The following is a 21,402-nucleotide window of genomic DNA, read 5'->3' on the forward strand; positions in this document are numbered from 1 at the left end:
ATGGCCACAAACACGGAGAGTTCATGCCTGCACCGACTGCACCCAAGCGTTCACATTCCTTGACGGCCCTCGGCCAGGCCCTGGCCTTCGCCGGGCTGATGTTGATGGGTCCTGCCGTGGTTCACGCGGCCGATGCCGCCACCGCAGCACCTGCCCCCGCCGAGCCATCGTCCTCGGTGCAGAACTCCCGCATGGACGGCGCCCTCTTCTACCAATTGCTGGTGAGCGAGGTCCAGGCCCGCAGCGGCAACGTCGGCACCGCCTACCAGATTTACCTGGAACTGGCGCGCAAACACAAGAGCCCGGAATTGTTCAAGCGCGCGGTGGAAATCGCACTGCAAGCCCGCGCGGGCGAAGAAGCTCTGACCGCGGCCAAGGCTTGGCGGCAGGTCACGCCTCAGTCCAAGGAGGCCGCCGAGTTCAATGTCCAGATCCTGCTGGCCATGGGCCGCACCACCGACCTGGCCGATGCCCTCAAGTCCCTCATCCAGCTCAGCCCTGCCCCGCAGCAGCCCCTCATGATCGCCTCGCTGCCACGCTCGTTGGCACGCCTGCCCGACCGCAAAGTGTCCGCACAGATCATCGACGAAGCCACCCTGCCGTGGCGCCAACGCCAACCCGCGTTGGCGGAGGCCTGGGTGGCCAGTGGCGAAGGCTGGCTGGCCGCCAAGGACATCCCCAAAGCCCTTGAGGCCGCCAAGAAGGCCAGGGCCTTGCAGCCGCAAAACCTGGGTGCGGGTCTGCTGGCCGTCAACCTCATCGACGAAGACCCCTCCGCCGAAGACCTGGTCCGCCAGCAGCTCGCCCGCGGCGATGCGCCCAATCTGCTGCGCCTGGCCTACGCCCGCAAACTGGCCGGATTGCAGCGGATGAATGAAGCCGCCCAGCAACTGGACACATTGCTCCAGACCCAGCCCGACCAGATCGGCGCCTGGCTCACGCTCGCGGCCGTGCGGCTTGAGCTGCACCAGCCGGACCAGGCCGAAGTGGCCTTGCAGCATTACCTGGCCCTGAAGAAGCGCACACCCGAGACCGCCCCTCCCAAGACTGGCGCGCCCGAGCAGGCACCGACCGCCGTGGACACCGCCGAGGCCAGCGATGAGCAGGCCTTCACCCTTCTGGCCCAGGTCGAAGAGCAAAAAGGCAATTGGCCAGCCGCCCTCGAATGGCTGGACCGCGTGGAGAATGCCAACAGCAGCCTGCTGATCCAGACCCAACGCGCCAAGCTGATGGCCAAGCAAGGCAAGCTGGCCGAAGGCCGCGCCCTGATCCGCGCCATGCCCGAAAGCGAACCACGCGACGCCCTGGCCAAACTGCAGGCCGAAACCCAGTTGCTGCGCGACCTGGACCAATGGGACACCGCCTATAGCGTGATGGCCGAAGCCAACCAGCGCTTCCCGGACGACCCTGACCTGCTCTACGAACAAGCCATGCTGGCCGAACACCTGAAGAAGTTCGACGAAATGGAAACGATGTTGCGCCGGTCCATCGAGCTCAAGCCCGACAACGCCAACCCCTACAACGCCCTGGGCTACAGCCTGGCCGACCGCAACCTGCGCCTGGATGAAGCCCGCGCCCTGATCCGCAAGGCCCTGGACCTGCGCCCGGGCGACCCGTTCATCACCGACAGCCTGGGCTGGCTGGAGTTTCGCGCCGGCCGGGTGGCCGAAGCCCTGGCCTTGTTGCGCCAGGCCTACCAAGCCCGCCCCGACCCTGAAATCGCCGCCCACCTGGGCGAGGTGATGTGGTCGCAAGGCGAGCGCGACGAAGCCATCAAGATCTGGCGCAAGGCCCAGGCCCGCGACGCCAAGAACGAAGCCCTGCTCGACACCGTCAAGCGACTGCAAGTTCAACTGTGACCGTGACACGCGCCTGGATTGCCGCCGCCGCGCTGCTGGCCTGCCTGAGCGCCTGCTCACAGTTCCCGGCCAGGCAGCACGACGCGGCCCCGGCCGCCAACGGGGCCAGCCAGTTGGCCCTGCAAGGCCAGCTCAGCGTCAAGTTGCAGGCCTTCCAGGGGCTTGAGGCCAAAGGCGTGAGCATGGGGTTCTTCTTCAATGGCGGACCGCAAGGCGGCCAGTTGGACCTGATGACCCCCATGGGCAGCCAGGTCGCCCGCGTGCACTGGACACCCACCGACGCCTGGCTGCAAACCGACCAGGGCGACCGCCATTTCGACACCCTGGGCGAACTCAGCGCAGAGGTGTTGGGCGAGCCCCTGCCGCTGGCCGCCCTCATGAACTGGGTGCAAGGCCAGCCCGACCCCGACCTGCCCGCCGCCAGCCGGGTCACACCGCAGTCATTCGAGCAAAACGGCTGGCACATCGACACCACTGACATCGGCATCGGACGGCTCAACGCGCAACGCCCCGCCAGCGCGCTGCTGCGCGGCATCACCGTGCGCATCAGACTGGACCGCTGACATGCCCAGCCTGCACCACCTGCCTGCACCGGCCAAGCTCAACCTTTTCCTGCACGTCACCGGCCGACGCGACGATGGCTATCACTTGCTGCAATCGGTGTTCGTGCTGATCGATTGGGCCGACACCCTGCACATCGACACCCGCGATGATGGGCAATTGCAGCGGCACGATCTGGGCCCGGCCTTGCCCCCCGACGACCTGTGCCTGCGCGCGGCACGGCTGCTTCAGCAAGCCAGCGGCAGCCCACTGGGCGCGGACATCCACATCGACAAGGAAGTGCCCTGGGGCGCAGGGATGGGCGGCGGCAGCTCCGACGCGGCCACGGTGCTGCTGGCGCTCAACCAGCTGTGGCAGTTGAACTGGCCCCGCGAACGCCTGGCCGAACTGGCGGTGCAACTGGGCGCCGACGTGCCCTTTTTCGTCCAGGGCCACAACGCCTGGGTGGAGGGCATCGGCGAACAGATCATGCCCATCGCCCTGCCCACCGAGTTGATCGACACGCCCTTGGCGGTTTTGAAACCCCCTGTGGCCGTGCCGACACAGGCCATTTTTGCCAGCCCGCTTCTTTCCCGCGACACGGAAGCTGCTACAATTTCGCTCTTTCTTGCAGCGCCCAAGTGCTTTGGCCGCAACGACTTGCAAGCTCCCGCAGAGCACTACAGCAGTCAGATCAGCCAGGCACTTGAGATCATGCAAAGCCGCTTTGGCAACAGTCGGATGACCGGTTCCGGCAGCGCGGTGTTCTCCTGGTTGAATTCACACCACGAGAACCCACCCGCCCCACCGTCGTTCGGCCCCGCCGATGTGGCCTCGGATGATCCCGCATGGGCCGGACGCCTCTGTCGCGTTCTGGTTCGTCACCCGCTGTTTGATGTGCTGGCCTGATTTTCAACGCCGCACACAAACTTCGAAAAACGAACCAAGAACTTGCAACAGTCGAAAAAAACCGGCTATAATGCAAGGCTTCTCGCATGAGAGAACAAGCTACCGGTTTCGGTGATCTGAGCTGAAAAGCAAAGTGCACCGAATCCTGTGTAGGGGAGTCGCCAAGTTGGTTAAGGCATCGGATTTTGATTCCGACATGCGAAGGTTCGAATCCTTCTTCCCCTGCCAAATGTTTTCAGTCAGTTCTTAGTACGCACATTGCCCGCCACCTCCGCCTGCCGTTGACCTTCAGCGGCACCGACACCAGGGCAAGGCGTACGGGCAAGATGCAATTCAACGCCATCTGTCGCCCATGCTTTCCGACACCGTCCTGTTCACTGGCAACTCCAATCCGGCGCTTGCCCAAGAAATCGCTTCCCACCTGGGTGCCGAGCTGGGCAAGGCTGCCGTGGGCAGTTTCTCGGATGGCGAAACCACGGTCGAGATCCAGCAGAACGTGCGTGGCCGCGAAGTCTTCGTGGTGCAATCCACCTGCGCCCCGACCAACGACCACCTGATGGAACTGTGCATCATGGTCGACGCGCTCAAGCGCGCCTCGGCCCAGCGCATCACCGCCGTCATCCCCTATTACGGCTATGCCCGCCAGGACCGCCGCCCGCGCTCCACCCGCGTGGCCATCTCGGCCCGCGTCGTCGCCAACATGCTCGAAGCCGTCGGTGTCAGCCGCCTGCTGACCATGGACCTGCACGCCGACCAGATCCAAGGCTTCTTCAACATCCCCGTCGACAACATCTACGCTTCGCCCGTGCTGTTGTCCGACCTGCAATCCAAGGGCTACCAGGACCTGGTCGTGGTCTCGCCCGACGTCGGTGGCGTGGTGCGCGCGCGCGCCCTGGCCAAGCAACTCGGTTGCGACCTGGCCATCATCGACAAGCGCCGCCCCAAGGCCAACGTCTCTGAAGTCATGCACGTCATCGGTGAAATCGATGGCCGCAACTGCGTGATCATGGACGACATGATCGACACCGCCGGCACGCTGGTCAAGGCGGCCGAGGTGCTGAAAGAGCGCGGCGCCAAGAGCGTCTACGCCTATTGCACGCACCCCGTGTTCTCTGGCCAGGCCATCGAGCGCATCAAGAATTCGCAGCTCGACGAAGTCGTCATCGCCAACACCATCCCGTTGAGCGACGCGGGCAAGGAGTGCAAGAAGATCCGCCAACTGTCGGCCGCCTTCCTGTTCGCCGAAACCATTCGCCGCATTTCCGATGGTGACTCGGTCACCTCCCTTTTCTCGGAGCAGAACAACAACTTCTGATCCGACTTCCCCGACCGCTGGTGGGCGCGAGCCTCAGGCGGTCTTTTCCTCAAGCGCCTGGTCGCGGGCGCTTTATCCACACTGGAGTTATCCATGAAATTCACCGCTTTTGAGCGTAGTCTGCAGGGGACCGGAGCGAGCCGCCGCCTGCGTCTCGTCGGCAAAGTCCCTGGCATCGTTTACGGTGCTGGCGAAGCCGCCACGATCGAAGTCGATCACAACGCGCTGTACCACGCCATGCGCAAGGAAGCCTTCCACTCGTCCATCCTCGAGATGGAACTGGCTGGCAAGGTCGAGAAGGTCCTGCTGCGCGACTACCAGCTGCACCCCTACAAGCAGCAAGTGCTGCACGTGGATTTCCAGCGCGTCGATGCCACCACCAAGATCCACAAGAAGGTCCCGCTGCACTTCATCAATGAAGCTGAAGCCCCTGCAGTGAAGATCGACAAGTGCACCATCACCCACGTGGTGAGCGAGCTGGAAATCGAATGCCTGGCAGAACAACTGCCCGAGCACTTGACCATCGATCTGGGCGCCCTGACCAAGGGGCAGACACTGCACCTGGACGACGTCAAATTCGACGCTCACATCAAGGTGCTGACGCACGGCCGCAAGAACCCGTCCATCGCGACAGTGGTCGAGCCCGTGTCTGAAGAAGTCATCATCGCCCCCGTGGCCGCCGCTGAACCCGCCAAGGGCAAGAAGGGCAAGAAGTAATCTTCTTGGTCTCTTGAGCCAAAGGCCCCGTCAAGCCCCGCTTTGGCGGGGCTTTTTTTTGGACGAAGCCCTTTCATAATCGCAGCCCATCATGATTCGACTGTTTGTTGGCCTGGGCAACCCCGGCCCTGAATACGAAGACACCCGCCACAACGCTGGCTTCTGGTGGATCGACTCGTTGGCACGCCGCCTGAACGTCAACCTGGCGGCCGACCGCAGCTACTTCGGCTTCGTGGCGCGCGCCAACCTGCCCGGCGGACCCGTGTGGCTGCTGCAGCCGCAGACCTACATGAACCTGTCGGGCAAATCAGTGGGCGCCCTGGCCAAGTTCTTCAAGATCATGCCCAACGAAATACTGGTGGCCCACGACGAACTCGACTTGCTCCCCGGCCAGGTCAAGCTCAAGAACAGTGGCGGACATGCGGGGCACAACGGCCTGCGCGACATCCACGCACAACTGGGCTCGCCCGACTACTGGCGGCTTCGGCTGGGCATTGGCCACCCCGGCATCAAAACCGAGGTGGCGGGCTATGTGCTGCGCAAGCCGCCGCAGGCCGAACGCCAGGCCATCGAGAAGTGCATTGATCAAGCCCTTGGGGCCACGGAAGCCTTCCTCGCGGGCGACATGGCCAAGGCCACCTTGCTGGTCCACGCGCAACCACCGCGGCCCAAGCCGCCCAAGCCTGCGGCACCACCACCGCCTGCGGCGGATGCCAAGCCAGACTGACCAAATACAAAGGGAGGACCAGAGAAATGCCGAAAGATTCAAGCCATGGCGCCAGCAAGGCTGGCAGCCGTTCAGTGCGCCTGACAGCAGCGGGCGCCTTCACCGTGGTGATGCTCGCGTTGTCCATCGCCCCGCCGCCCGCCCATGCCCTCGCCTACCGCTGCGAAAGGCCCGCCGGTGCCGCCGGCCAAGCGCCCGAAGTGCATTACCAGGGCCATGCCTGCGATGGCGGGCGGGCCTTGCGCCACGCGGACGACCACCGCACCGACGCACAACGCACGGACACCGCCAAGGCCACCCAGGCGAACGCCAAACTGGGCAGGCAGCTTGAACGTGAACGGCACCGCCAAGAAAAGCAGGGCGCCGGCCGGCGCCCTATCGCCATGGACAAAGCCAAGCCTCCAGTCGCACTGGGGGCCAACTCGACGAAGGGCCCGACCTTGAAGCGCGAACGCCCCTTCACCGCCAAGGTGCCCAAAGCCAGCCCCGCCAGCCAGGGCAAATCAGATTGAGGTGTGGGACAAGGCCTTGGCTTGGGCAGCAAGGCCCTGAAGGCGCTTGTACTTCGCCATCAGTTGCTCGGCCGATTCGGCGTGAACCGGGTCCACCGGGATGCACTCGACGGGACACACCTGCACGCATTGCGGCTCGCCAAAATGGCCCACGCATTCGGTGCAGCGGTCAGGATCGATCACATAGATGGATTCGCCCATCGAAATGGCCTGGTTCGGGCATTCCGGCTCACAGACATCGCAATTGATGCATTCGTCGGTGATCTTCAGGGCCATGGTTCAAGCGCCTTTCATGCGCCGGTCTGCGAAGCCACGACACGGGCTTTGAGCCGGTCCAGCACGCTGGGCGCCACGAACTTGGACACATCGCCGCCCAGCATGGCGATTTCTCGAACGAAGGTGCCCGACACGAACTGGTATTGATCGGAAGGTGTCAGGAACACCGTTTCCACGTCGGGCATCAACTGGCGGTTCATGCCCGCCATCTGGAATTCGTATTCGAAGTCGCTGACCGCACGCAAACCGCGCACCACCACCTTGCCGCCATGGCCGACCACGAAGTCGCGCAGCAGGCCGGCAAAGGCGATCACCTCGACATTGGGATGGCTGGACGCCAGCTCCTGTGCCATGGACAGGCGCTCTTCGACGCTGAACAGGGTGCGCTTGTGGTGCCCCGCCGCCACCGCAACGATGAGCCGGTCGAACAGACGGGCCGCGCGGCGCATCAGGTCGGCGTGGCCCAGGGTCATGGGATCGAACGTGCCAGGGTAAACGGCGGTCAGGGGCGAAGACGAAGGCATCGGCGCAAACATTCAAGGTGAGGCCGCCAGTTTAGTCGCCAGCCGCCTGGCGCGACACGCCCGGCGCGCCTTCCACACGCTGAAAGAGGTGATAGTGCACCGCGCCAGCGCTCCCTTTCCGGTGCAAGCGCAGTCCGGGCACCGCGTCGGTCGCTGAACTGGCGTCCGAAAAAGCCTCGGGGGATTCGAGGTAGATCCAACCATGTTCGGGCACGCAATGAACCGCGGCCCGCAAGGCTGCTTCAAACAGGTCATCGCTGAACGGTGGGTCGAGCAGCACCAGGTCGAAGCCAGGCGCACGGCCCGACAGGCGGCCCATCCACGCCAGGGCGTCGGCTTGCACGATCTGCACCTGCGTGGCGGCCAACTTGGCTTGCGTGGCCCGCAAGGATTTGACCAGCACGGCCTCCCGTTCGACCAGGCACACGGACTCAGCCCCCCGTGATGCCGCCTCGAAACCCAGGGCACCGCTGCCGGCGAAGGCGTCCAGCACGCGCCAGCCACCCATGTCCTGGCCCAACCAGTTGAAGAGGGTTTCGCGCACCCGGCTCGGCGTGGGCCGCAAACCGGCCACCACCGGCACGGCCAGGGGCGTGCGTTTCCAGCGGCCACCGATCAGGCGAACTTCCTGCGCGGCCTTGGCCGCCACCTTGGCAGGGTCGATCGGGCGGGAGGGCCGTTGCGGGTCGGCGGTCGTGCGGGCTGAACGGGGTGGCTTCATCAAAAGATGCTCAATGGGAAAGCACCGATTGTAGAAACCCCCACCCTACAATCCACGCATGTTCAGTTTCATCAAGAAAAAGCTGGGCCTGGGCGGCAGCCCCGCGCCAGCAGAGCCACCAGCCTCGCCCCCTCCAGAGCCGCGCGCAGCCCCCGCGCCGGTGCCCACCAGCACGCCTGCGCCTGCAAGCGCACCAGTGACCGCGGCACGGGCGTTCACCCCGCCCACGCCAGCGCCCATGCCGGCGCCTGTGGTCACCACGGCCGCCATCCAGCCCGCCCCGGAACCCGTGGTGGAGCGGCGCTCCTGGATGGACAAGCTCAAGTCCGGACTGCGCAAGACCAGCTCCAGCATCTCGCAGGTGTTCACCGGAACCCAGATCGATGACGCGCTGTACGAAGAGCTTGAATCCGCGCTGCTGATGGCCGATGCCGGCGTGGCCGCCACCGAGCACTTGCTCGCCGACCTCAAGCGCCGCGTGAAAGAGGCCAAGGCCAGCGACCCGGCCGCCGTGAAGGTCCTGCTGATCGAGGCCATCACCGAGCTGCTCAAACCGCTTGAGAAATCGTTGCAGGTGGGCCAGCACACGCCCACCGTGATCATGGTGGCCGGGGTGAATGGCGCAGGCAAGACCACCACCATCGGCAAGCTCACACGCCACCTCAGCGATGCCCACCAACGCGTGCTGCTGGCCGCCGCCGACACCTTCCGCGCCGCCGCGCGCGAGCAGCTCTTGGTGTGGGCCGACCGCAATCGCGTGGACATCGTCAGCCAGGACAACGGCGACCCGGCCGCCGTCACCTTCGATGCGGTCCAGGCAGGGCGTGCCCGCGGTTGCGACGTGGTCATCGCCGACACCGCCGGCCGCCTGGCCACCCAACTGCACCTGATGGAAGAATTGCGCAAGGTCAAGCGTGTGATCGGCAAGGCCATGGACAACGCCCCGCACGAAGTGCTGCTGGTGGTCGATGGCAACACCGGGCAAAACGCCTTGTCACAAGTCAAGGCCTTTGACGAGGCCCTGGGCCTGACGGGCCTGGTCGTCACCAAGCTGGACGGCACGGCCAAGGGCGGCGTGCTGGCCGCGATCGCTTTGTGGTCACGCGGCCGCCCGGGTGGCGCGGTGCCGGTGTACTTCGTGGGCGTCGGTGAAAAGCTGGAAGACCTTCAAACCTTCAACGCCCGCGAATTTGCCCAGGCCCTGCTGACCTGAGCAGCACGGGGCTCAGTGGTGGCTGGAGGTTTCTTCCAGCGGCACGGGACTCGACTCCAGGTCGTCGAACCAGGTGGATGGCGGCGGCTCCTTGCGCTCCGCCTCCTCGTCCGCGAAATCGTCCGGGTTGAAATCGACGTCGTCTTCGTTCACCGACATGCCGTGCATGGCCCCTGCGGATTGCATGGACGCGACCACGGCGGCCGCTTCGGCGCTGCGGCGCGTCTGGCTGTTGGTGCCCACAGGACGCTTGGTCATGGTCAAAGCCGCGCCCAGCACGGCTTCGCGCGCCACGGCGGGGCCGGGCAAGGCGCCTTCCAGCCACACATAGACAGGGATGCCGGCGGCGGTCAGGACGCGGTCCATGCGGGCATGGCGGCGCACAGTGCGGGGCTTTTCCTGTTTGACGGGTTGGCGCAGCTCCACCACCGCGATCACTTGGGACGACTCGTCGCACACCACGAGGTCCGCGCAGATGGACCCCACACGGCGCAGCCATTCGCTGTAGGAATTGCGGGTAGGCACGCGCAGAAAGCGCGCCAGGGGCACCTGGGCCAGCACCATGTGCTCGGGCAAGGCCTTGCGCAGCACGTGGAAGGCCTCGCGCTCGGAACGGGTCAACACCCGCGTCGCCGTCGGGCTCCAGGCCGCGAGGGTGTCCCCAGCGTCGGTGGGCGATTTGCTCCCCCCCCCGCGCCGGGATGAGGATTGGGGAGCACCGTGCTTCTGACGCGCCTTCAGCGCGAGGAAAACACCGCCCAAGCCCACCAGGATCAGAACAGCCAGCACCGCTGGCCACCATGCATTCAAAACTGCCATTGAAACCGTCCACGCCCAAAACAAATCGACACCGCCCCGATCACGCAGGCCCCATCGACAACATCGGCACACGGCCGGCATTTCTCAAGCGGAAAGTACCAGCCCAGGGGGTGGGGGTCAATGCTGGCTTGCCGTCAGGCGGTGACAAAGGGTTTCAAACGTAGCAGTGGTTACGCCATGTCAACGACCGCCCATGCCGGGCAGGCCTTTCATGCCGCCCATGCGCTTCATCATCTTCATCAGGCCGCCACCCTTCATTTTCTTCATCATCTGGCGCATCTGGTCGAACTGGTTGAGCATGCGGTTGACGTCCTGGATCTGCACGCCAGCACCCGTGGCGATGCGGCGCTTGCGGCTGGCCTTGCTCTTGCCATCCATCAGCAGCGAGGGCTGGCGACGCTCTTTGGCGGTCATGGCATTGATCATGCCTTCCATGCGGCGCATGTCGCGCTCTGCCTTGTCCATGTCGGCGCCACCGGCCTTGCTGGCGAGTTCGGTGGGCAGCTTGTCCATCAGGCCCGACAGGCCGCCCATTTTCTTCATCTGGCTGAGCTGGGCCAGGAAATCGTCCAGGTCGAAATCGGCGCCGGACTTGACCTTGTCGGCCAGCTTCTGCGCCGCGGCCACGTCCACGCCCTTGGTCACTTCTTCGACCAGGGCCACGATGTCGCCCATGCCCAGCACGCGGCCGGCGTGGCGGTCGGCGTCGAACACCTCCAGGCCATCGATCTTTTCGGAAATGCCCGCGAACTTGATGGGCACGCCGGTGATCTGCCGCACCGACAGGGCCGCGCCACCGCGCGAATCGCCGTCCAGCTTGGTCAGCACAACGCCCGTGAGGGGCAAGGCGTCCTTGAAGGCCTTGGCGGTGTTGATGGCGTCCTGGCCCTGCATGGCATCGACCACGAAGAGGGTCTCGACCGGGTTGAGCAAGGCGTGCAGTTCCTTGATCTCGGCCATCAAGGCTTCGTCGATCGCCAGCCGGCCGGCCGTGTCGACCAGCAGGACGTCGACGAAATGCTTGCGGGCATGGTCGATGGCGGCCAGCACGATGTCGCGCGGTTTCTGATCAGGCGTGGACGGGAACCACTCGGCACCGGCCTGGCCCGTCACGGTCTTGAGCTGCTCGATGGCGGCCGGACGGTAGACGTCGGCGGACACCGTGAGCACCTTCTTCTTGCGCTTCTCGATCAGGTGCTTGGCCAGCTTGGCGGTGGTCGTGGTCTTGCCCGCGCCTTGCAAGCCGGCCATCAGGATGATGGCGGGCGGTTGCGTGGCCAGGTTCAGGTCGGACACGCCATCGCCCATGGTGGCGGACAGCTCTTTCTGGACCAGGCTGACCAGCACCTGGCCCGGGGTGAGCGAGGCCACCACTTCCTGGCCCAGGGCTTTGTCCTTGACGCGGGCGATGAAGTCGCGCACCACGGGCAGGGCCACGTCGGCTTCCAGCAGGGCCATGCGCACTTCGCGCAGCATGTCCTGCACATTGGCCTCGGTGATGCGGGATTGGCCCCGCATGGTTTTGACCAGTTTGCTCAGACGTTCGGTGAGGTTGGATGCCATGGAGATGCGTTGGATGCGGTGGACGACCTTAAACTGTGGGGATGATTCTATCGCCCGCCTCCCTGACCGTCTGGCCCAGTGTCATCGCCGTGCTGGCCTATGGCCTGGGCAGTTTGCTGCCGGAAGGAGAAGGCGAAGCCATCGCCGCGAGAAGCCGGCGCATCTGGGCGGTCCTGGCCGTGGCCTGGTTGGCGCACGCCCTGTCCATCGTGCTGGACACCTTCGCCTGGAACAACCCGACGCCCGCCGCCCGGTTCGGATTCGCCCCCGCCTTGTCCGTCACCGCCTGGCTGGTCCTGGCGGTCTACGCCATCGAAAGCCACCGGCTCGGGCTGCCTGCCGCGCGCCGCGCGCTGGCATGGCTGGCGGCCGGCACCGTGGTCCTGTCCTGGGCGTTTCCCGGGCAAGAGCATCCCAGCAGCGGATCGCCCTGGGCACCCTTGCACTGGATCTCCGGCTTCGCGTCCTACGGCCTGATCGGCGCGGCCCTGATGCACGCCGCCTTGATGCGCGTGGCTGAAAAGCAGTTGCGGGCACGCCCTGGCGCGTCGCCGAGCAAGCCCACGTCGCTCCACGCGCCTCAGGCTTTGGGCATGCCTTTGCTGAGGCTCGAGTCCCTCACCTTGCGCTTCGTGGCGGCGGGCTTCGCCATGCTGACACTCACCCTGGTGCTGGGCATCTGGTCGTCCAACCCATGGCACTGGGACCACAAGTCCGTTTTTTCCGTGCTGTCCTGGCTCGTGTTCGCCATCTTGTTGGTGGGCCGCTACCAGTTCGGCTGGCGAGGCCGTCAGGCGGTGCGCTGGCTGTACGCCGGCTCCACCTTGCTGCTGCTCGCTTACGTGGGGTCCCGCTTCGTGATGGAAGTGGTGCTGCACCGCCCTGTCAGCGCCTGACCGACACCGAAGTCCGAACATGATCAAGTATCTGCTGCTGGGTTTGTTGATTGCCTGGCTGTTCTTCGCCTCGCCATGGGGCCGCCCACGGCCGCGCAATGCCCCTTCGCGCAAGCCCGCCGCCCCCCCATCGCCGCTGCAGATGGTCGCCTGTGCCCATTGCGGCATGCACCTGCCGGCGAATGAAGCCCTGGTGTCCTCACAAGCGGGCGAACAGCACCATTTTTGCAGCGAGGATCACCGCCGCGCCGGTCCTCGCGCTCACTGATTGATGCCCCAAAACACCGTCCCGCCCGACCCGATGCGCGGCCCCGCAGGCGGGCCTTCGGGCACGAACGAGGCCCAAGGCTCCTGGTTTGGCGGCCACGGGCATGAAGATGAAGCGCTCACCGTGGCGGCCGACGCACGTCATCCGGCCCCACCTGCAACGCCCGACACCAACCGGTCCGACAAGGGGCGCAGGCCCCCTTCGTTCTTCCGCATCTACCGGGCCTTCTTGACCGCGCGGGCCGCCTTGGCGATCCTGCTGATCGGCATCACCGCCGGGGCATGGCTGCTGGGCAACCGACCCTCGACCTGGGTACTGGGCCTCACCTTGACCTACAGCGTCCTGACCCTGGTGGTGTGGTGGTGGCCCTCGCGGCGCGCGCCCCGCAACCCGGAACAACGCAGCCTCAAGCACCGACAGGCCCTGGCCACCATCGGCATCGACCTCGCCGCCTTCGCCTGGCTGAATTTCCTGACCGGCAGCAACCTCAATTCACAGGCCCTGCTGGCCTTGCCGGTGCTGATGGCGGCCATCCTCATGCCACGCATCATGTCCTTGGGCGTGGCCGCCGCGGCCACCTTGAATCTGCTCGCCGCCGCCTGGTTGCAGTCGGCCGAAGGCGGCAACCTGTCCTCGCTGATGACGCAGGCCGGGCTGACGGGTTTCGGCCTGTTCGCCGTGGCCGTGATGGGGAGCGAACTGGCGGGCCGACTCGCCCGCGAGGAACGCACGGCCAAAGGCAGCCTGGAATTGGCCCGCCAGCAGGCCCAGCTCAACCGACTGGTCATCGAGGAGATGGCCGAAGGCGTGATGGTGACCGACCGCCAGGGCCGCGTGCGCACCGCCAACCCCGCCGCGCGCCGCTTGCTGGCCGTGCACGGCAGCACCGGAGCCCCGCCGTTTCAACTCAGAGGCGTGCCCGCCTGGCGCCCTTTGGTACAGGCGGTTGAGCAGGCTTTCGCCAACCCCTCGCACGCCGATGTCGGCCACGAGCTGAACCTGCGCTTCGACGACCAATCCAGCCGGGCACTGCGCCTGCGCGTGCGCTTCACCAAGGGCCGTGAAGACCAGGCCATCGAGGACGTCTGCGTGATGTTCATCGAAGATTTGCGCACCGTGATGGCACGCCAGCGCCAGGACAAACTGGCGGCCATGGGCCGCATGTCGGCCGGCATCGCGCACGAGATCCGCAACCCCCTGTCGGCCATCGCGCAAGCCAACGCGCTGATGGGCGAAGACGCCACCACCCCCACCCAAAAACGCCTGACCCAGATGGTGGCCGACAACGTGGCCCGGCTTCAACACATCGTGGACGACGTGCTGGCCGTGGCCCCTGGCCTTCGCCCGCCCGCGCCCGCGATCGACCTGCTGGAAACCGTGGCCGCCATCTGCAATGACTGGCGCCAGACCGAAGGCCTGCCCATGGGCCCCGACAGCCCCTTTGAGATCGACTTGTCGGCCTGCAAGCCTCAAGCCGGCCGGCCGGCGCCTCGGGTCCGCTTTGAACCCGACCACCTTCACCGCGTGCTGGTCAACCTGCTGGACAACGCGGTGCGTTACAACAGCGGCCAACCCGGCGCCATCCTCGTGAGCTTGCGTTACCAGGCGGGCGGCAACAGCCCCCGTGCCGTGGTCCTGTCCGTGCGCAGTGATGGCGAGGTCATCAACCACGACACGGAACAATCGCTGTTCGAGCCCTTCTTTTCCACACGCAGCCGAGGCACCGGACTGGGCCTGTATATTTGCCGTGAATTGTGCGAGCGCCATGGCGCCAGCATCGACTACCGCCAGCACCCTGGCGCCGTGCGCCACCGCAACGAATTCTTCGTGACGATGCCCCAAGAACCGCCCCTCACCGCATGACCGCATCGACCCCCTACAGCCTGCTGGTCGTCGACGACGAGCCCGACCTGCGCACCTTGTACGAGCTCACGCTGCTGCGCGAGGGCTACGACGTGGAAACCGCGGGCACGGTTGAAGACGCCTGGCAGCACCTGAAGGACCGCAGCTACAGCGCCATCATCACGGACATGCGACTGCCCGATGGCACGGGCCTGGACCTGCTGCGCCGCATCGATGCCGAAGGCCGCCGCGAAAAAGCCATCGTCATCACCGCCTATGGTTCGGCCGAGAACGCGGTCGAATCACTCAAGGCCGGCGCTTACGACTACCTGACCAAGCCCGTCGACCTGCGCCAGTTCCGCGCGGTCGTGTCGTCGGCCCTGGGCCGCACGCCGGCCATGGCCATGCCCGCGCCCAACTCGGTTCAAGAGCCAGCGTCGGCATCACCGCTGACCGCGCCGCCGTTGGCCCTGCACCGTGGCGCCCGCAAGCCCGAGGCCACCGCGCTGTCACGCATGGTCGGCGACTCTGACGCACTGCAGCATGTCCGCGAACTGATCGACAAGGTCGCGCGCAGCATGGCGCCCGTGCTGGTGTGGGGCGAGTCGGGCACCGGCAAGGAGCTGGTCGCGCGCGCCATCCACGATGTCAGCAGCCGCCATCACCAGCCCTTCATCGCGGTCAACTGCGGCGCCATCCCCGAACAACTGTTGGAAGCCGAGTTCTTCGGCTACCGCAAAGGCGCGTTCACCGGCGCCAACGAAGACCGCGAAGGCTTCTTCCAGGCCGCGCATGGCGGCTCCTTGTTCCTCGATGAAATCGGCGATCTCCCGCTGTCGATGCAGACCAAGTTGCTGCGCGTCATCCAAGAGCGCGCCGTGCGGCCGGTCGGCGCCGTGGCCGAGGTGCCGATCGATGTGCGCATCATCAGCGCCACGCACAAGGACTTGAGCACGGAAGTCGCCGCCAAGCGCTTCCGGCAAGACCTGTTCTACCGCCTCAACGTCATCCAGATCCAGTTGCCGGCCTTGCGCGAAAGGCTGGAAGACCTGCCCAGCCTGTGCCTGCGCATCCTCGAACGGATCGCGGCCGAATCAGGACTGGGCACCGTGCCTCAACTGGGCCGCACCGGCCTCGCGGCTTTGCTCGAACAGCCTTTCCCAGGCAACATCCGCGAGCTGGAAAACATCCTGCACCGCGCGGTCACCTTGGGTGGTCATGAGGTGATCGAAGCCGGCGACCTCGGACTGGCCCACACGCCGCACCAGGGCATCGAAGACATCCTCACGACCAGCGCCTTCGATCTGCCGCCAGTCCTCGAAGCCACGCCAGATGCCATCTTCGCGGCGCCGGCCCCCGTGCCGCCCACCCTGCCCTCCGACCTCGTCTCCCACCTCGACCAGGTCGAACGCGACATTTTGGTCCTGGCCCTTGAAAAGTACCGCCTGAACCGCACTGCCGCGGGCGCCAGCCTGAGCCTGTCCTTGCGCCAGATGCGCTACCGCATGGCCCGGCTGGGCGTGAAGGTCACCGACCAGGGCATCGTGCTGGGCGAGCGCTTCGACCCCGAGGCCGACGCGGAATGAGCGAGCCCGCGCCCCACGAGGCCTGGCTGCAAGGCTGGCACCCCCAGGCACGCCGGATCGACTCGCCCAACTTCGGACCACGCCCAGCCGACACCGTCATCGACCTGGCCGTGATCCACTCGATCAGCCTGCCGCCCGGCCTTTATGGCGGCGACGAGATCGAGCGCCTGTTCACCAACCAGTTGGACTGGAACGCGCATCCCTATTTCGAGCAGATCCGCGGCGCCGAGGTCTCGTCCCATTTCGTGATCCGCCGCAATGGCGAACTGCTGCAGTTCGTCTCCAGCCATGACCGCGCCTGGCACGCGGGCCAATCGTCGTGGCAGGGCCGCGACAACTGCAACGACTACTCCTTGGGCATCGAGCTCGAAGGCCTCGAAGACCAGCCCTTCGAACTCGCGCAATACACGGCCTTGGCGCAGCTGCTGCAACAGGCGCGCAAGGCCCATCCGATCAGGCAGGTGGCAGGCCATGAGCACGTGGCTCCAGGCCGCAAGCGCGACCCCGGCAAGGCCTTCGAATGGGGCGCCTTGCGCACCCTGCTGGGCTGGGATCCAAGCTGCTTTCCCAGCGCTATCACAAGCCCTTGAGAATGCCCAGCCAGGGGTGCCCCGCTGAGCACTTTCCCTGGAATTTATCCCCCCCGATTGCGGGGGCGGCAAAAATAGCGTTATAGTCACACCCAGACGCTACCTGTAGTGCCCAGCGCACTTAAAAACACCAGATATAGCGTTTCAAGTTGTCGGCGCCGCCTACCACATCAGCGCAAAAACTAAGGCCTCCCTGTCGTTTTCAGAGAGGCCTTAACCCCGAAGGGAATCACATGCAAACGACCCCGTCCAGCACCGCCCAATCCACGGCCAACGTCTTCCCCAACAGCCCCAGCGACGCCGCCAACGAGCCTCGTCAATCGGCCTTCACCGGCTACCAGATCATCCGCCGCAATGGCGCCGTCGTGTCCTTCGAGCCCAGCAAGATCGCCGTGGCCCTGATGAAGGCTTTCCTGGCCGTGCACGGCACGCAAGGCGCCGCCTCCGCCAGTGTTCGCGAAACCGTCGATGGCCTGACCGAAAACGTCGTGCGCGCCCTGATGCGCTCGCGTCCCGGCGGCGGCACCTTCCACATCGAAGACGTGCAAGACCAGGTCGAACTGGGCCTCATGCGCGGCGGCCACCACGAAATCGCGCGCGCCTATGTGCTGTACCGCGAACGCCGCTCGCAAGAACGCGCACAGCAAAAGGCCAGCGCCCCAGCCGCTGACCAACCCCTGCTGACCGTCATCGACCGCGGCCAACGCATCCCGCTCGACCTGGCCCGCCTGGAAGGTTTGATCGAAGCCGCCTGCGAAGGTCTGGGCTCCGACGTCAAGGCCGCCCCCATCCTGGCCGAAACGCACCGCAATCTGTACGACGGCGTCGCGCTCGACGAGGTCTACAAGGCCGCCATCCTGGCCGCCCGCACCCGCATCGAACACGATCCCGGCTACACGCACGCCACCGCCCGCCTGCTGATGCACACCATCCGCCGCGAAATCCTGGGCGAAGAAGTCACCCACGGCGAAATGGCCACGCGTTACGCCGAGTACTTCCCCACCTACATCAAGAAGGGTGTGCAAGTTGAACTGCTCGACGAGAAGATGCAGCAGTTCGACCTGGCCCGGCTGGGTGCCGCGCTCAAGCACGAACGCGACCTGGACTTCGATTACCTCGGTCTGCAGACCCTGTACGACCGTTACTTCCTGCACACCGACGGCCAGCGCATCGAAATGCCGCAAGCCTTCTTCATGCGCGTGGCCATGGGCCTGTCGCTGAACGAAATCGACCGCGAAGCCCGCGCCATCGAATTCTATGAAGTGCTGTCGTCCTTCGACTTCATGTCGTCGACGCCCACGCTGTTCAACGCCGGGACCCGCCGCTCGCAGCTGTCGAGCTGCTACCTGACCACCGTCCCCGACGACCTCGACGGCATCTACGAAGCCATCAAGGAAAACGCCCTGCTGTCCAAGTTCGCCGGCGGCCTGGGCAACGACTGGACGCCCGTGCGCGCCCTCGGCTCCCACATCAAGGGCACCAACGGCAAATCGCAAGGCGTCGTCCCCTTCCTGAAAGTGGTCAACGACACCGCCGTCGCCGTCAATCAAGGTGGCAAGCGCAAGGGCGCCGTCTGCGCCTACCTTGAGTCGTGGCACCTGGACGTCGAAGAATTCCTGGAGCTGCGCAAGAACACCGGCGATGACCGCCGCCGCACCCACGACATGAACACGGCCAACTGGATCCCCGACCTGTTCATGCGCCGCGTGATGGAAGGTGGCCAGTGGACCCTGTTCTCGCCCGCCACCTGCCCCGACCTGCACGACAAGTTCGGCAAGGACTTCGAAGAGGCCTATACCCGCTACGAAGAAAAGGTTGCCCGCGGCGAGATCAAGCTCTTCAAGCAACTGCCCGCCAACGACCTGTGGCGCAAGATGCTGTCGATGCTGTTCGAAACCGGCCACCCCTGGATCACCTTCAAGGACGCCTGCAATGTGCGCTCGCCGCAGCAACACGTCGGCGTGGTCCACTCGTCCAACCTGTGCACCGAAATCACGCTGAACACCAACGGCGGCGAAATCGCGGTCTGCAACCTGGGCTCGGTCAACCTGTCGCAGCACATCCTCAACGGCGACATCGACCACGACAAGCTGAAGAAGACCATCACGACCGCCATGCGCATGCTGGACAACGTGATCGACATCAATTACTACGCCGTCAAAAAGGCGCGTGACTCGAACCTGCGCCACCGCCCCGTCGGCCTGGGCATCATGGCCTTCCAGGACAGCCTGTACCAGATGCGCATCCCGTACGCCAGCCAGGCCGCCGTCGACTTCGCCGACCGCTCGATGGAAGCCGTCTGCTACTACGCCTACTGGGCCTCGACCGTGCTGGCCGAAGAGCGCGGCCGCTACTCCAGCTACCGTGGCTCGCTGTGGGACCGCGGCATCCTGCCGATCGATTCGCTCAAGCTGCTGGCCGAACAACGCGGCGGCTACGTCGAAGTCGACACCTCGCACACCATGGCCTGGGACGCCCTGCGCCACCGCATCCAGCAATACGGCATGCGCAACTCGAACTGCGTCGCCATCGCGCCCACCGCCACCATCTCCAACATCGTGGGCGTGGACGCCTCGATCGAACCTTGCTTCGGCAACCTGTCGGTCAAGTCCAACCTGTCGGGCGAGTTCACCGTGGTCAACCAGTACCTGGTCCGCGATCTGAAAAAGCTCGGCCTGTGGGACGACGTGATGGTGATGGACTTGAAGCACTTCGACGGCTCGCTGCGCCGCATCGACCGCGTGCCCGAAGAGCTCAAGAACCTGTACGCCACCGCCTTCGAAGTCGAGCCCGTGTGGTTGGTCGAAGCCGCATCGCGTCGCCAGAAATGGATCGACCAGGCGCAGTCGCTCAACATCTACATGGCCGGTGCATCGGGCAAGAAGTTGGACGAGACCTACAAGCTCGCCTGGTTGCGCGGCCTCAAGACCACGTACTACCTCCGCACCGTTGGCGCCACGCATGCCGAGAAGTCCACCGTGTCACGCGGCCAACTCAACTCGGTGTCCAACATGAGCGGCACTTCCAGCATCAATGCTGCACCGCAAACAGTCGAGCCTTCAATGAGCGAGCCTGCCACCGACATCAAGTTCTGCGCGATCGACAACCCCGATTGCGAAGCCTGTCAGTGATGCATTGAACAAGGCCTCGAAAGAGGCCTTGTTCATCTCGCGGCTTAACTTTGTTGATTCAATGAGAGCACTTCGACGCAAGACCGCAACAAACTGGGCCTTGTACTGTCAAGAAGTGCTTGGTGTTTTTCACAACACCCTTTCATAATTCGAACCCATAGGATGTATACACCATGTTGGTCTGGGAAGACGACGCACCTTCAAGCTCTTCAGTATCTGGCGCTTCCGCTCCTTCATCGCAACGCGATGTCCGGGATGTGAATGCGTCGGCCCTTCAAACTGTGACAGCTGCATCCTTCAACCACCCCGTTCCAAGCACCGCATCGGCCGCCACAGCGCACGTGCAACGCGCCGCTGCGCCAGTCGCGCGCCGCGTGAATGCCGCCGACAAGCGCATCATCAATGGCCAGACCGACGTCAACCAGTTGGTGCCCTTCAAGTACAAGTGGGCCTGGGAAAAATACCTCGCCACTTGCGCCAACCACTGGATGCCGCAAGAAGTGAACATGTCGCGCGACATCGCCTTGTGGAAGGACCCCAATGGTCTGACCGAAGACGAACGCCGCATCGTCAAGCGCAACCTCGGCTTCTTCGTCACCGCCGATTCGCTGGCCGCCAACAACATCGTGTTGGGCACCTACCGCCACATCACGGCGCCCGAGTGCCGCCAGTTCCTGTTGCGCCAGGCTTTCGAAGAAGCCATCCACACCCACGCGTACCAATACATCGTTGAATCGCTGGGCCTGGACGAATCCGAAATCTTCAACGCCTACAACGAAGTCCAATCCATCCGCGACAAGGACGAGTTCCTGATCCCCTTCATCGAAGCGATCATGGACCCGAACTTCCACACCGGCACACCGCAGACCGACCAGACCTTGCTCAAGTCGCTGATCGTGTTCGCCTGCCTGATGGAAGGCCTGTTCTTCTACGTCGGCTTCACGCAGATCCTGGCGCTGGGTCGTCAGAACAAGATGACCGGTGCCGCCGAGCAGTACCAGTACATCCTGCGCGACGAGTCCATGCACTGCAACTTCGGCATCGACCTGATCAATCAGTTGAAGCTCGAGAACCCGCACCTGTGGACCGCCGACTTCAAGGCCGAGATCAAAGCGCTGTTCCTCAAAGCTGTCGAACTTGAATACCGGTATGCCGAAGACACCATGCCGCGTGGCGTGCTGGGCATGAACGCATCCATGTTCAAAGGTTACTTGCGCTACATCGCCAACCGCCGTGCCGCCCAGATTGGGCTGGAAGAACTCTTCCCGAACGAAGAGAACCCCTTCCCGTGGATGAGCGAAATGATCGACCTGAAGAAAGAACGCAACTTTTTCGAAACCCGAGTCATTGAATATCAGTCGGGCGGCGCCCTGAGCTGGGATTGATCCTTGCAC

Annotated in this window: 20 protein-coding genes and 1 tRNA gene; 16 read left to right on the plus strand and 5 right to left on the minus strand. The window is 64.7% G+C overall.

The annotated features are described in order from the left end of the window. Positions 1 to 23: 23 nt before the first annotated feature. The 8 genes from ACREB4_RS09200 (at position 24) to ACREB4_RS09235 (ending at position 6,579) form a co-directional block, all read left to right on the plus strand. Entirely contained in the window at positions 24 to 1,859 is a 1,836-nt protein-coding gene (locus ACREB4_RS09200) for a tetratricopeptide repeat protein (RefSeq protein ID WP_431587915.1), read from the plus strand. Then, a complete protein-coding gene (locus tag ACREB4_RS09205; RefSeq protein ID WP_431587916.1) occupies positions 1,856 to 2,422 on the plus strand; it encodes an outer membrane lipoprotein LolB in 567 nt (188 codons plus the stop codon). Before ACREB4_RS09200 ends, ACREB4_RS09205 begins: the two co-directional genes overlap by 4 nt. Position 2,423: 1 nt before the next feature. Beyond that, complete coding sequence (ispE, locus tag ACREB4_RS09210; protein WP_431587917.1) at positions 2,424 to 3,308, plus strand: 4-(cytidine 5'-diphospho)-2-C-methyl-D-erythritol kinase; 885 nt, start codon at positions 2,424 to 2,426, stop codon at positions 3,306 to 3,308. A 151-nt stretch (positions 3,309 to 3,459) separates the two neighbouring features. Further along, positions 3,460 to 3,536: transfer RNA gene (locus ACREB4_RS09215), tRNA-Gln, on the plus strand. Between the two features lie 124 nt (positions 3,537 to 3,660). Continuing rightward, entirely contained in the window at positions 3,661 to 4,623 is a 963-nt protein-coding gene (locus ACREB4_RS09220) for a ribose-phosphate pyrophosphokinase (protein WP_431587918.1), read from the plus strand. A 93-nt stretch (positions 4,624 to 4,716) separates the two neighbouring features. Then, the gene (locus ACREB4_RS09225) at positions 4,717 to 5,340 is read left to right on the plus strand and encodes a 50S ribosomal protein L25/general stress protein Ctc (RefSeq protein WP_431587919.1); all 624 of its coding nucleotides are present in this window, start codon (positions 4,717 to 4,719) and stop codon (positions 5,338 to 5,340) included. A 91-nt stretch (positions 5,341 to 5,431) separates the two neighbouring features. After that, entirely contained in the window at positions 5,432 to 6,067 is a 636-nt protein-coding gene (pth, locus tag ACREB4_RS09230; protein WP_431587920.1) for an aminoacyl-tRNA hydrolase, read from the plus strand. Positions 6,068 to 6,093: 26 nt separating this feature from the next. Next, the gene (locus ACREB4_RS09235; RefSeq protein WP_431587921.1) at positions 6,094 to 6,579 is read left to right on the plus strand and encodes a hypothetical protein; all 486 of its coding nucleotides are present in this window, start codon (positions 6,094 to 6,096) and stop codon (positions 6,577 to 6,579) included. Here the strand turns inward: ACREB4_RS09235 and ACREB4_RS09240 are convergent. From ACREB4_RS09240 to rsmD, 3 genes are read right to left on the minus strand one after another with little or no spacing between them, the layout of a single operon-like run. Then, entirely contained in the window at positions 6,571 to 6,855 is a 285-nt protein-coding gene (locus tag ACREB4_RS09240; RefSeq protein ID WP_431587922.1) for a YfhL family 4Fe-4S dicluster ferredoxin, read from the minus strand. The genes ACREB4_RS09235 and ACREB4_RS09240 overlap by 9 nt on opposite strands. A 14-nt stretch (positions 6,856 to 6,869) precedes the next feature. Next, positions 6,870 to 7,379 carry a pantetheine-phosphate adenylyltransferase gene (gene coaD, locus ACREB4_RS09245; protein WP_431587923.1) on the minus strand — a complete coding sequence of 170 codons (510 nt, stop codon included), beginning with the start codon at positions 7,377 to 7,379 and terminating at the stop codon, positions 6,870 to 6,872. Between the two features lie 31 nt (positions 7,380 to 7,410). Continuing rightward, on the minus strand, positions 7,411 to 8,100 hold the full coding sequence (gene rsmD / locus ACREB4_RS09250; RefSeq protein ID WP_431587924.1) for a 16S rRNA (guanine(966)-N(2))-methyltransferase RsmD: 690 nt from the start codon (positions 8,098 to 8,100) through the stop codon (positions 7,411 to 7,413). 58 nt (positions 8,101 to 8,158) lie between these two features. Between rsmD and ftsY the strand changes: the two genes are divergently transcribed. Continuing rightward, the gene (gene ftsY, locus ACREB4_RS09255; protein ID WP_431587925.1) at positions 8,159 to 9,313 is read left to right on the plus strand and encodes a signal recognition particle-docking protein FtsY; all 1,155 of its coding nucleotides are present in this window, start codon (positions 8,159 to 8,161) and stop codon (positions 9,311 to 9,313) included. A gap of 12 nt (positions 9,314 to 9,325) precedes the next feature. Here the strand turns inward: ftsY and ACREB4_RS09260 are convergent, their stop codons facing one another. Both ACREB4_RS09260 and ffh read right to left on the minus strand, forming a co-directional pair. Next, entirely contained in the window at positions 9,326 to 10,132 is an 807-nt protein-coding gene (locus ACREB4_RS09260; RefSeq protein ID WP_431587926.1) for a DUF2726 domain-containing protein, read from the minus strand. Positions 10,133 to 10,312: 180 nt separating this feature from the next. Beyond that, complete coding sequence (gene ffh / locus ACREB4_RS09265) at positions 10,313 to 11,695, minus strand: signal recognition particle protein (protein WP_431587927.1); 1,383 nt, start codon at positions 11,693 to 11,695, stop codon at positions 10,313 to 10,315. A 41-nt stretch (positions 11,696 to 11,736) separates the two neighbouring features. On the opposite strand from ffh, the gene ACREB4_RS09270 reads away from it, so the two are divergent. The 7 genes from ACREB4_RS09270 (at position 11,737) to ACREB4_RS09300 (ending at position 21,393) form a co-directional block, all read left to right on the plus strand. Further along, positions 11,737 to 12,591, plus strand: coding sequence for a cytochrome C assembly family protein (locus ACREB4_RS09270; protein ID WP_431587928.1), 855 nt, complete (start codon positions 11,737 to 11,739; stop codon positions 12,589 to 12,591). Between the two features lie 19 nt (positions 12,592 to 12,610). Next, positions 12,611 to 12,859 carry a PP0621 family protein gene (locus ACREB4_RS09275; RefSeq protein WP_431587929.1) on the plus strand — a complete coding sequence of 83 codons (249 nt, stop codon included), beginning with the start codon at positions 12,611 to 12,613 and terminating at the stop codon, positions 12,857 to 12,859. Positions 12,860 to 12,862: 3 nt separating this feature from the next. Further along, complete coding sequence (locus tag ACREB4_RS09280; protein ID WP_431587930.1) at positions 12,863 to 14,722, plus strand: two-component system sensor histidine kinase NtrB; 1,860 nt, start codon at positions 12,863 to 12,865, stop codon at positions 14,720 to 14,722. After that, complete coding sequence (locus ACREB4_RS09285; RefSeq protein ID WP_431587931.1) at positions 14,719 to 16,287, plus strand: sigma-54-dependent transcriptional regulator; 1,569 nt, start codon at positions 14,719 to 14,721, stop codon at positions 16,285 to 16,287. Before ACREB4_RS09280 ends, ACREB4_RS09285 begins: the two co-directional genes overlap by 4 nt. Next, a complete protein-coding gene (ampD, locus tag ACREB4_RS09290) occupies positions 16,284 to 16,877 on the plus strand; it encodes a 1,6-anhydro-N-acetylmuramyl-L-alanine amidase AmpD (RefSeq protein WP_431587932.1) in 594 nt (197 codons plus the stop codon). The genes ACREB4_RS09285 and ampD overlap by 4 nt, the downstream gene beginning before the upstream one ends. 233 nt (positions 16,878 to 17,110) lie before the next feature. After that, positions 17,111 to 20,008, plus strand: coding sequence for a ribonucleoside-diphosphate reductase subunit alpha (locus ACREB4_RS09295; protein WP_431587933.1), 2,898 nt, complete (start codon positions 17,111 to 17,113; stop codon positions 20,006 to 20,008). A 173-nt stretch (positions 20,009 to 20,181) separates the two neighbouring features. Next, on the plus strand, positions 20,182 to 21,393 hold the full coding sequence (locus ACREB4_RS09300; RefSeq protein WP_431587934.1) for a ribonucleotide-diphosphate reductase subunit beta: 1,212 nt from the start codon (positions 20,182 to 20,184) through the stop codon (positions 21,391 to 21,393). Positions 21,394 to 21,402: the final 9 nt, after the last annotated feature.

This window comes from Aquabacterium sp., from assembly GCF_050725395.1.
Taxonomy (GTDB): domain Bacteria; phylum Pseudomonadota; class Gammaproteobacteria; order Burkholderiales; family Burkholderiaceae_C; genus Aquabacterium.

What these genes read in the sequence shown, in the direction of transcription:
- ACREB4_RS09200 (WP_431587915.1), top strand. Translation starts at nt 24, where the DNA reads ATGCCTGCACCGACTGCACCCAAGCGTTCACATTCCTTGACGGCCCTC.
- ispE (WP_431587917.1), top strand. Translation starts at nt 2,424, where the DNA reads ATGCCCAGCCTGCACCACCTGCCTGCACCGGCCAAGCTCAACCTTTTC.
- ACREB4_RS09220 (WP_431587918.1), top strand. Translation starts at nt 3,661, where the DNA reads ATGCTTTCCGACACCGTCCTGTTCACTGGCAACTCCAATCCGGCGCTT.
- ACREB4_RS09225 (WP_431587919.1), top strand. Translation starts at nt 4,717, where the DNA reads ATGAAATTCACCGCTTTTGAGCGTAGTCTGCAGGGGACCGGAGCGAGC.
- pth (WP_431587920.1), top strand. Translation starts at nt 5,432, where the DNA reads ATGATTCGACTGTTTGTTGGCCTGGGCAACCCCGGCCCTGAATACGAA.
- ACREB4_RS09235 (WP_431587921.1), top strand. Translation starts at nt 6,094, where the DNA reads ATGCCGAAAGATTCAAGCCATGGCGCCAGCAAGGCTGGCAGCCGTTCA.
- ACREB4_RS09240 (WP_431587922.1), bottom strand. Translation starts at nt 6,855, where the DNA reads ATGGCCCTGAAGATCACCGACGAATGCATCAATTGCGATGTCTGTGAG.
- coaD (WP_431587923.1), bottom strand. Translation starts at nt 7,379, where the DNA reads ATGCCTTCGTCTTCGCCCCTGACCGCCGTTTACCCTGGCACGTTCGAT.
- rsmD (WP_431587924.1), bottom strand. Translation starts at nt 8,100, where the DNA reads ATGAAGCCACCCCGTTCAGCCCGCACGACCGCCGACCCGCAACGGCCC.
- ftsY (WP_431587925.1), top strand. Translation starts at nt 8,159, where the DNA reads ATGTTCAGTTTCATCAAGAAAAAGCTGGGCCTGGGCGGCAGCCCCGCG.
- ACREB4_RS09260 (WP_431587926.1), bottom strand. Translation starts at nt 10,132, where the DNA reads ATGGCAGTTTTGAATGCATGGTGGCCAGCGGTGCTGGCTGTTCTGATC.
- ffh (WP_431587927.1), bottom strand. Translation starts at nt 11,695, where the DNA reads ATGGCATCCAACCTCACCGAACGTCTGAGCAAACTGGTCAAAACCATG.
- ACREB4_RS09270 (WP_431587928.1), top strand. Translation starts at nt 11,737, where the DNA reads ATGATTCTATCGCCCGCCTCCCTGACCGTCTGGCCCAGTGTCATCGCC.
- ACREB4_RS09275 (WP_431587929.1), top strand. Translation starts at nt 12,611, where the DNA reads ATGATCAAGTATCTGCTGCTGGGTTTGTTGATTGCCTGGCTGTTCTTC.
- ACREB4_RS09280 (WP_431587930.1), top strand. Translation starts at nt 12,863, where the DNA reads ATGCCCCAAAACACCGTCCCGCCCGACCCGATGCGCGGCCCCGCAGGC.
- ACREB4_RS09285 (WP_431587931.1), top strand. Translation starts at nt 14,719, where the DNA reads ATGACCGCATCGACCCCCTACAGCCTGCTGGTCGTCGACGACGAGCCC.
- ampD (WP_431587932.1), top strand. Translation starts at nt 16,284, where the DNA reads ATGAGCGAGCCCGCGCCCCACGAGGCCTGGCTGCAAGGCTGGCACCCC.
- ACREB4_RS09295 (WP_431587933.1), top strand. Translation starts at nt 17,111, where the DNA reads ATGCAAACGACCCCGTCCAGCACCGCCCAATCCACGGCCAACGTCTTC.
- ACREB4_RS09300 (WP_431587934.1), top strand. Translation starts at nt 20,182, where the DNA reads ATGTTGGTCTGGGAAGACGACGCACCTTCAAGCTCTTCAGTATCTGGC.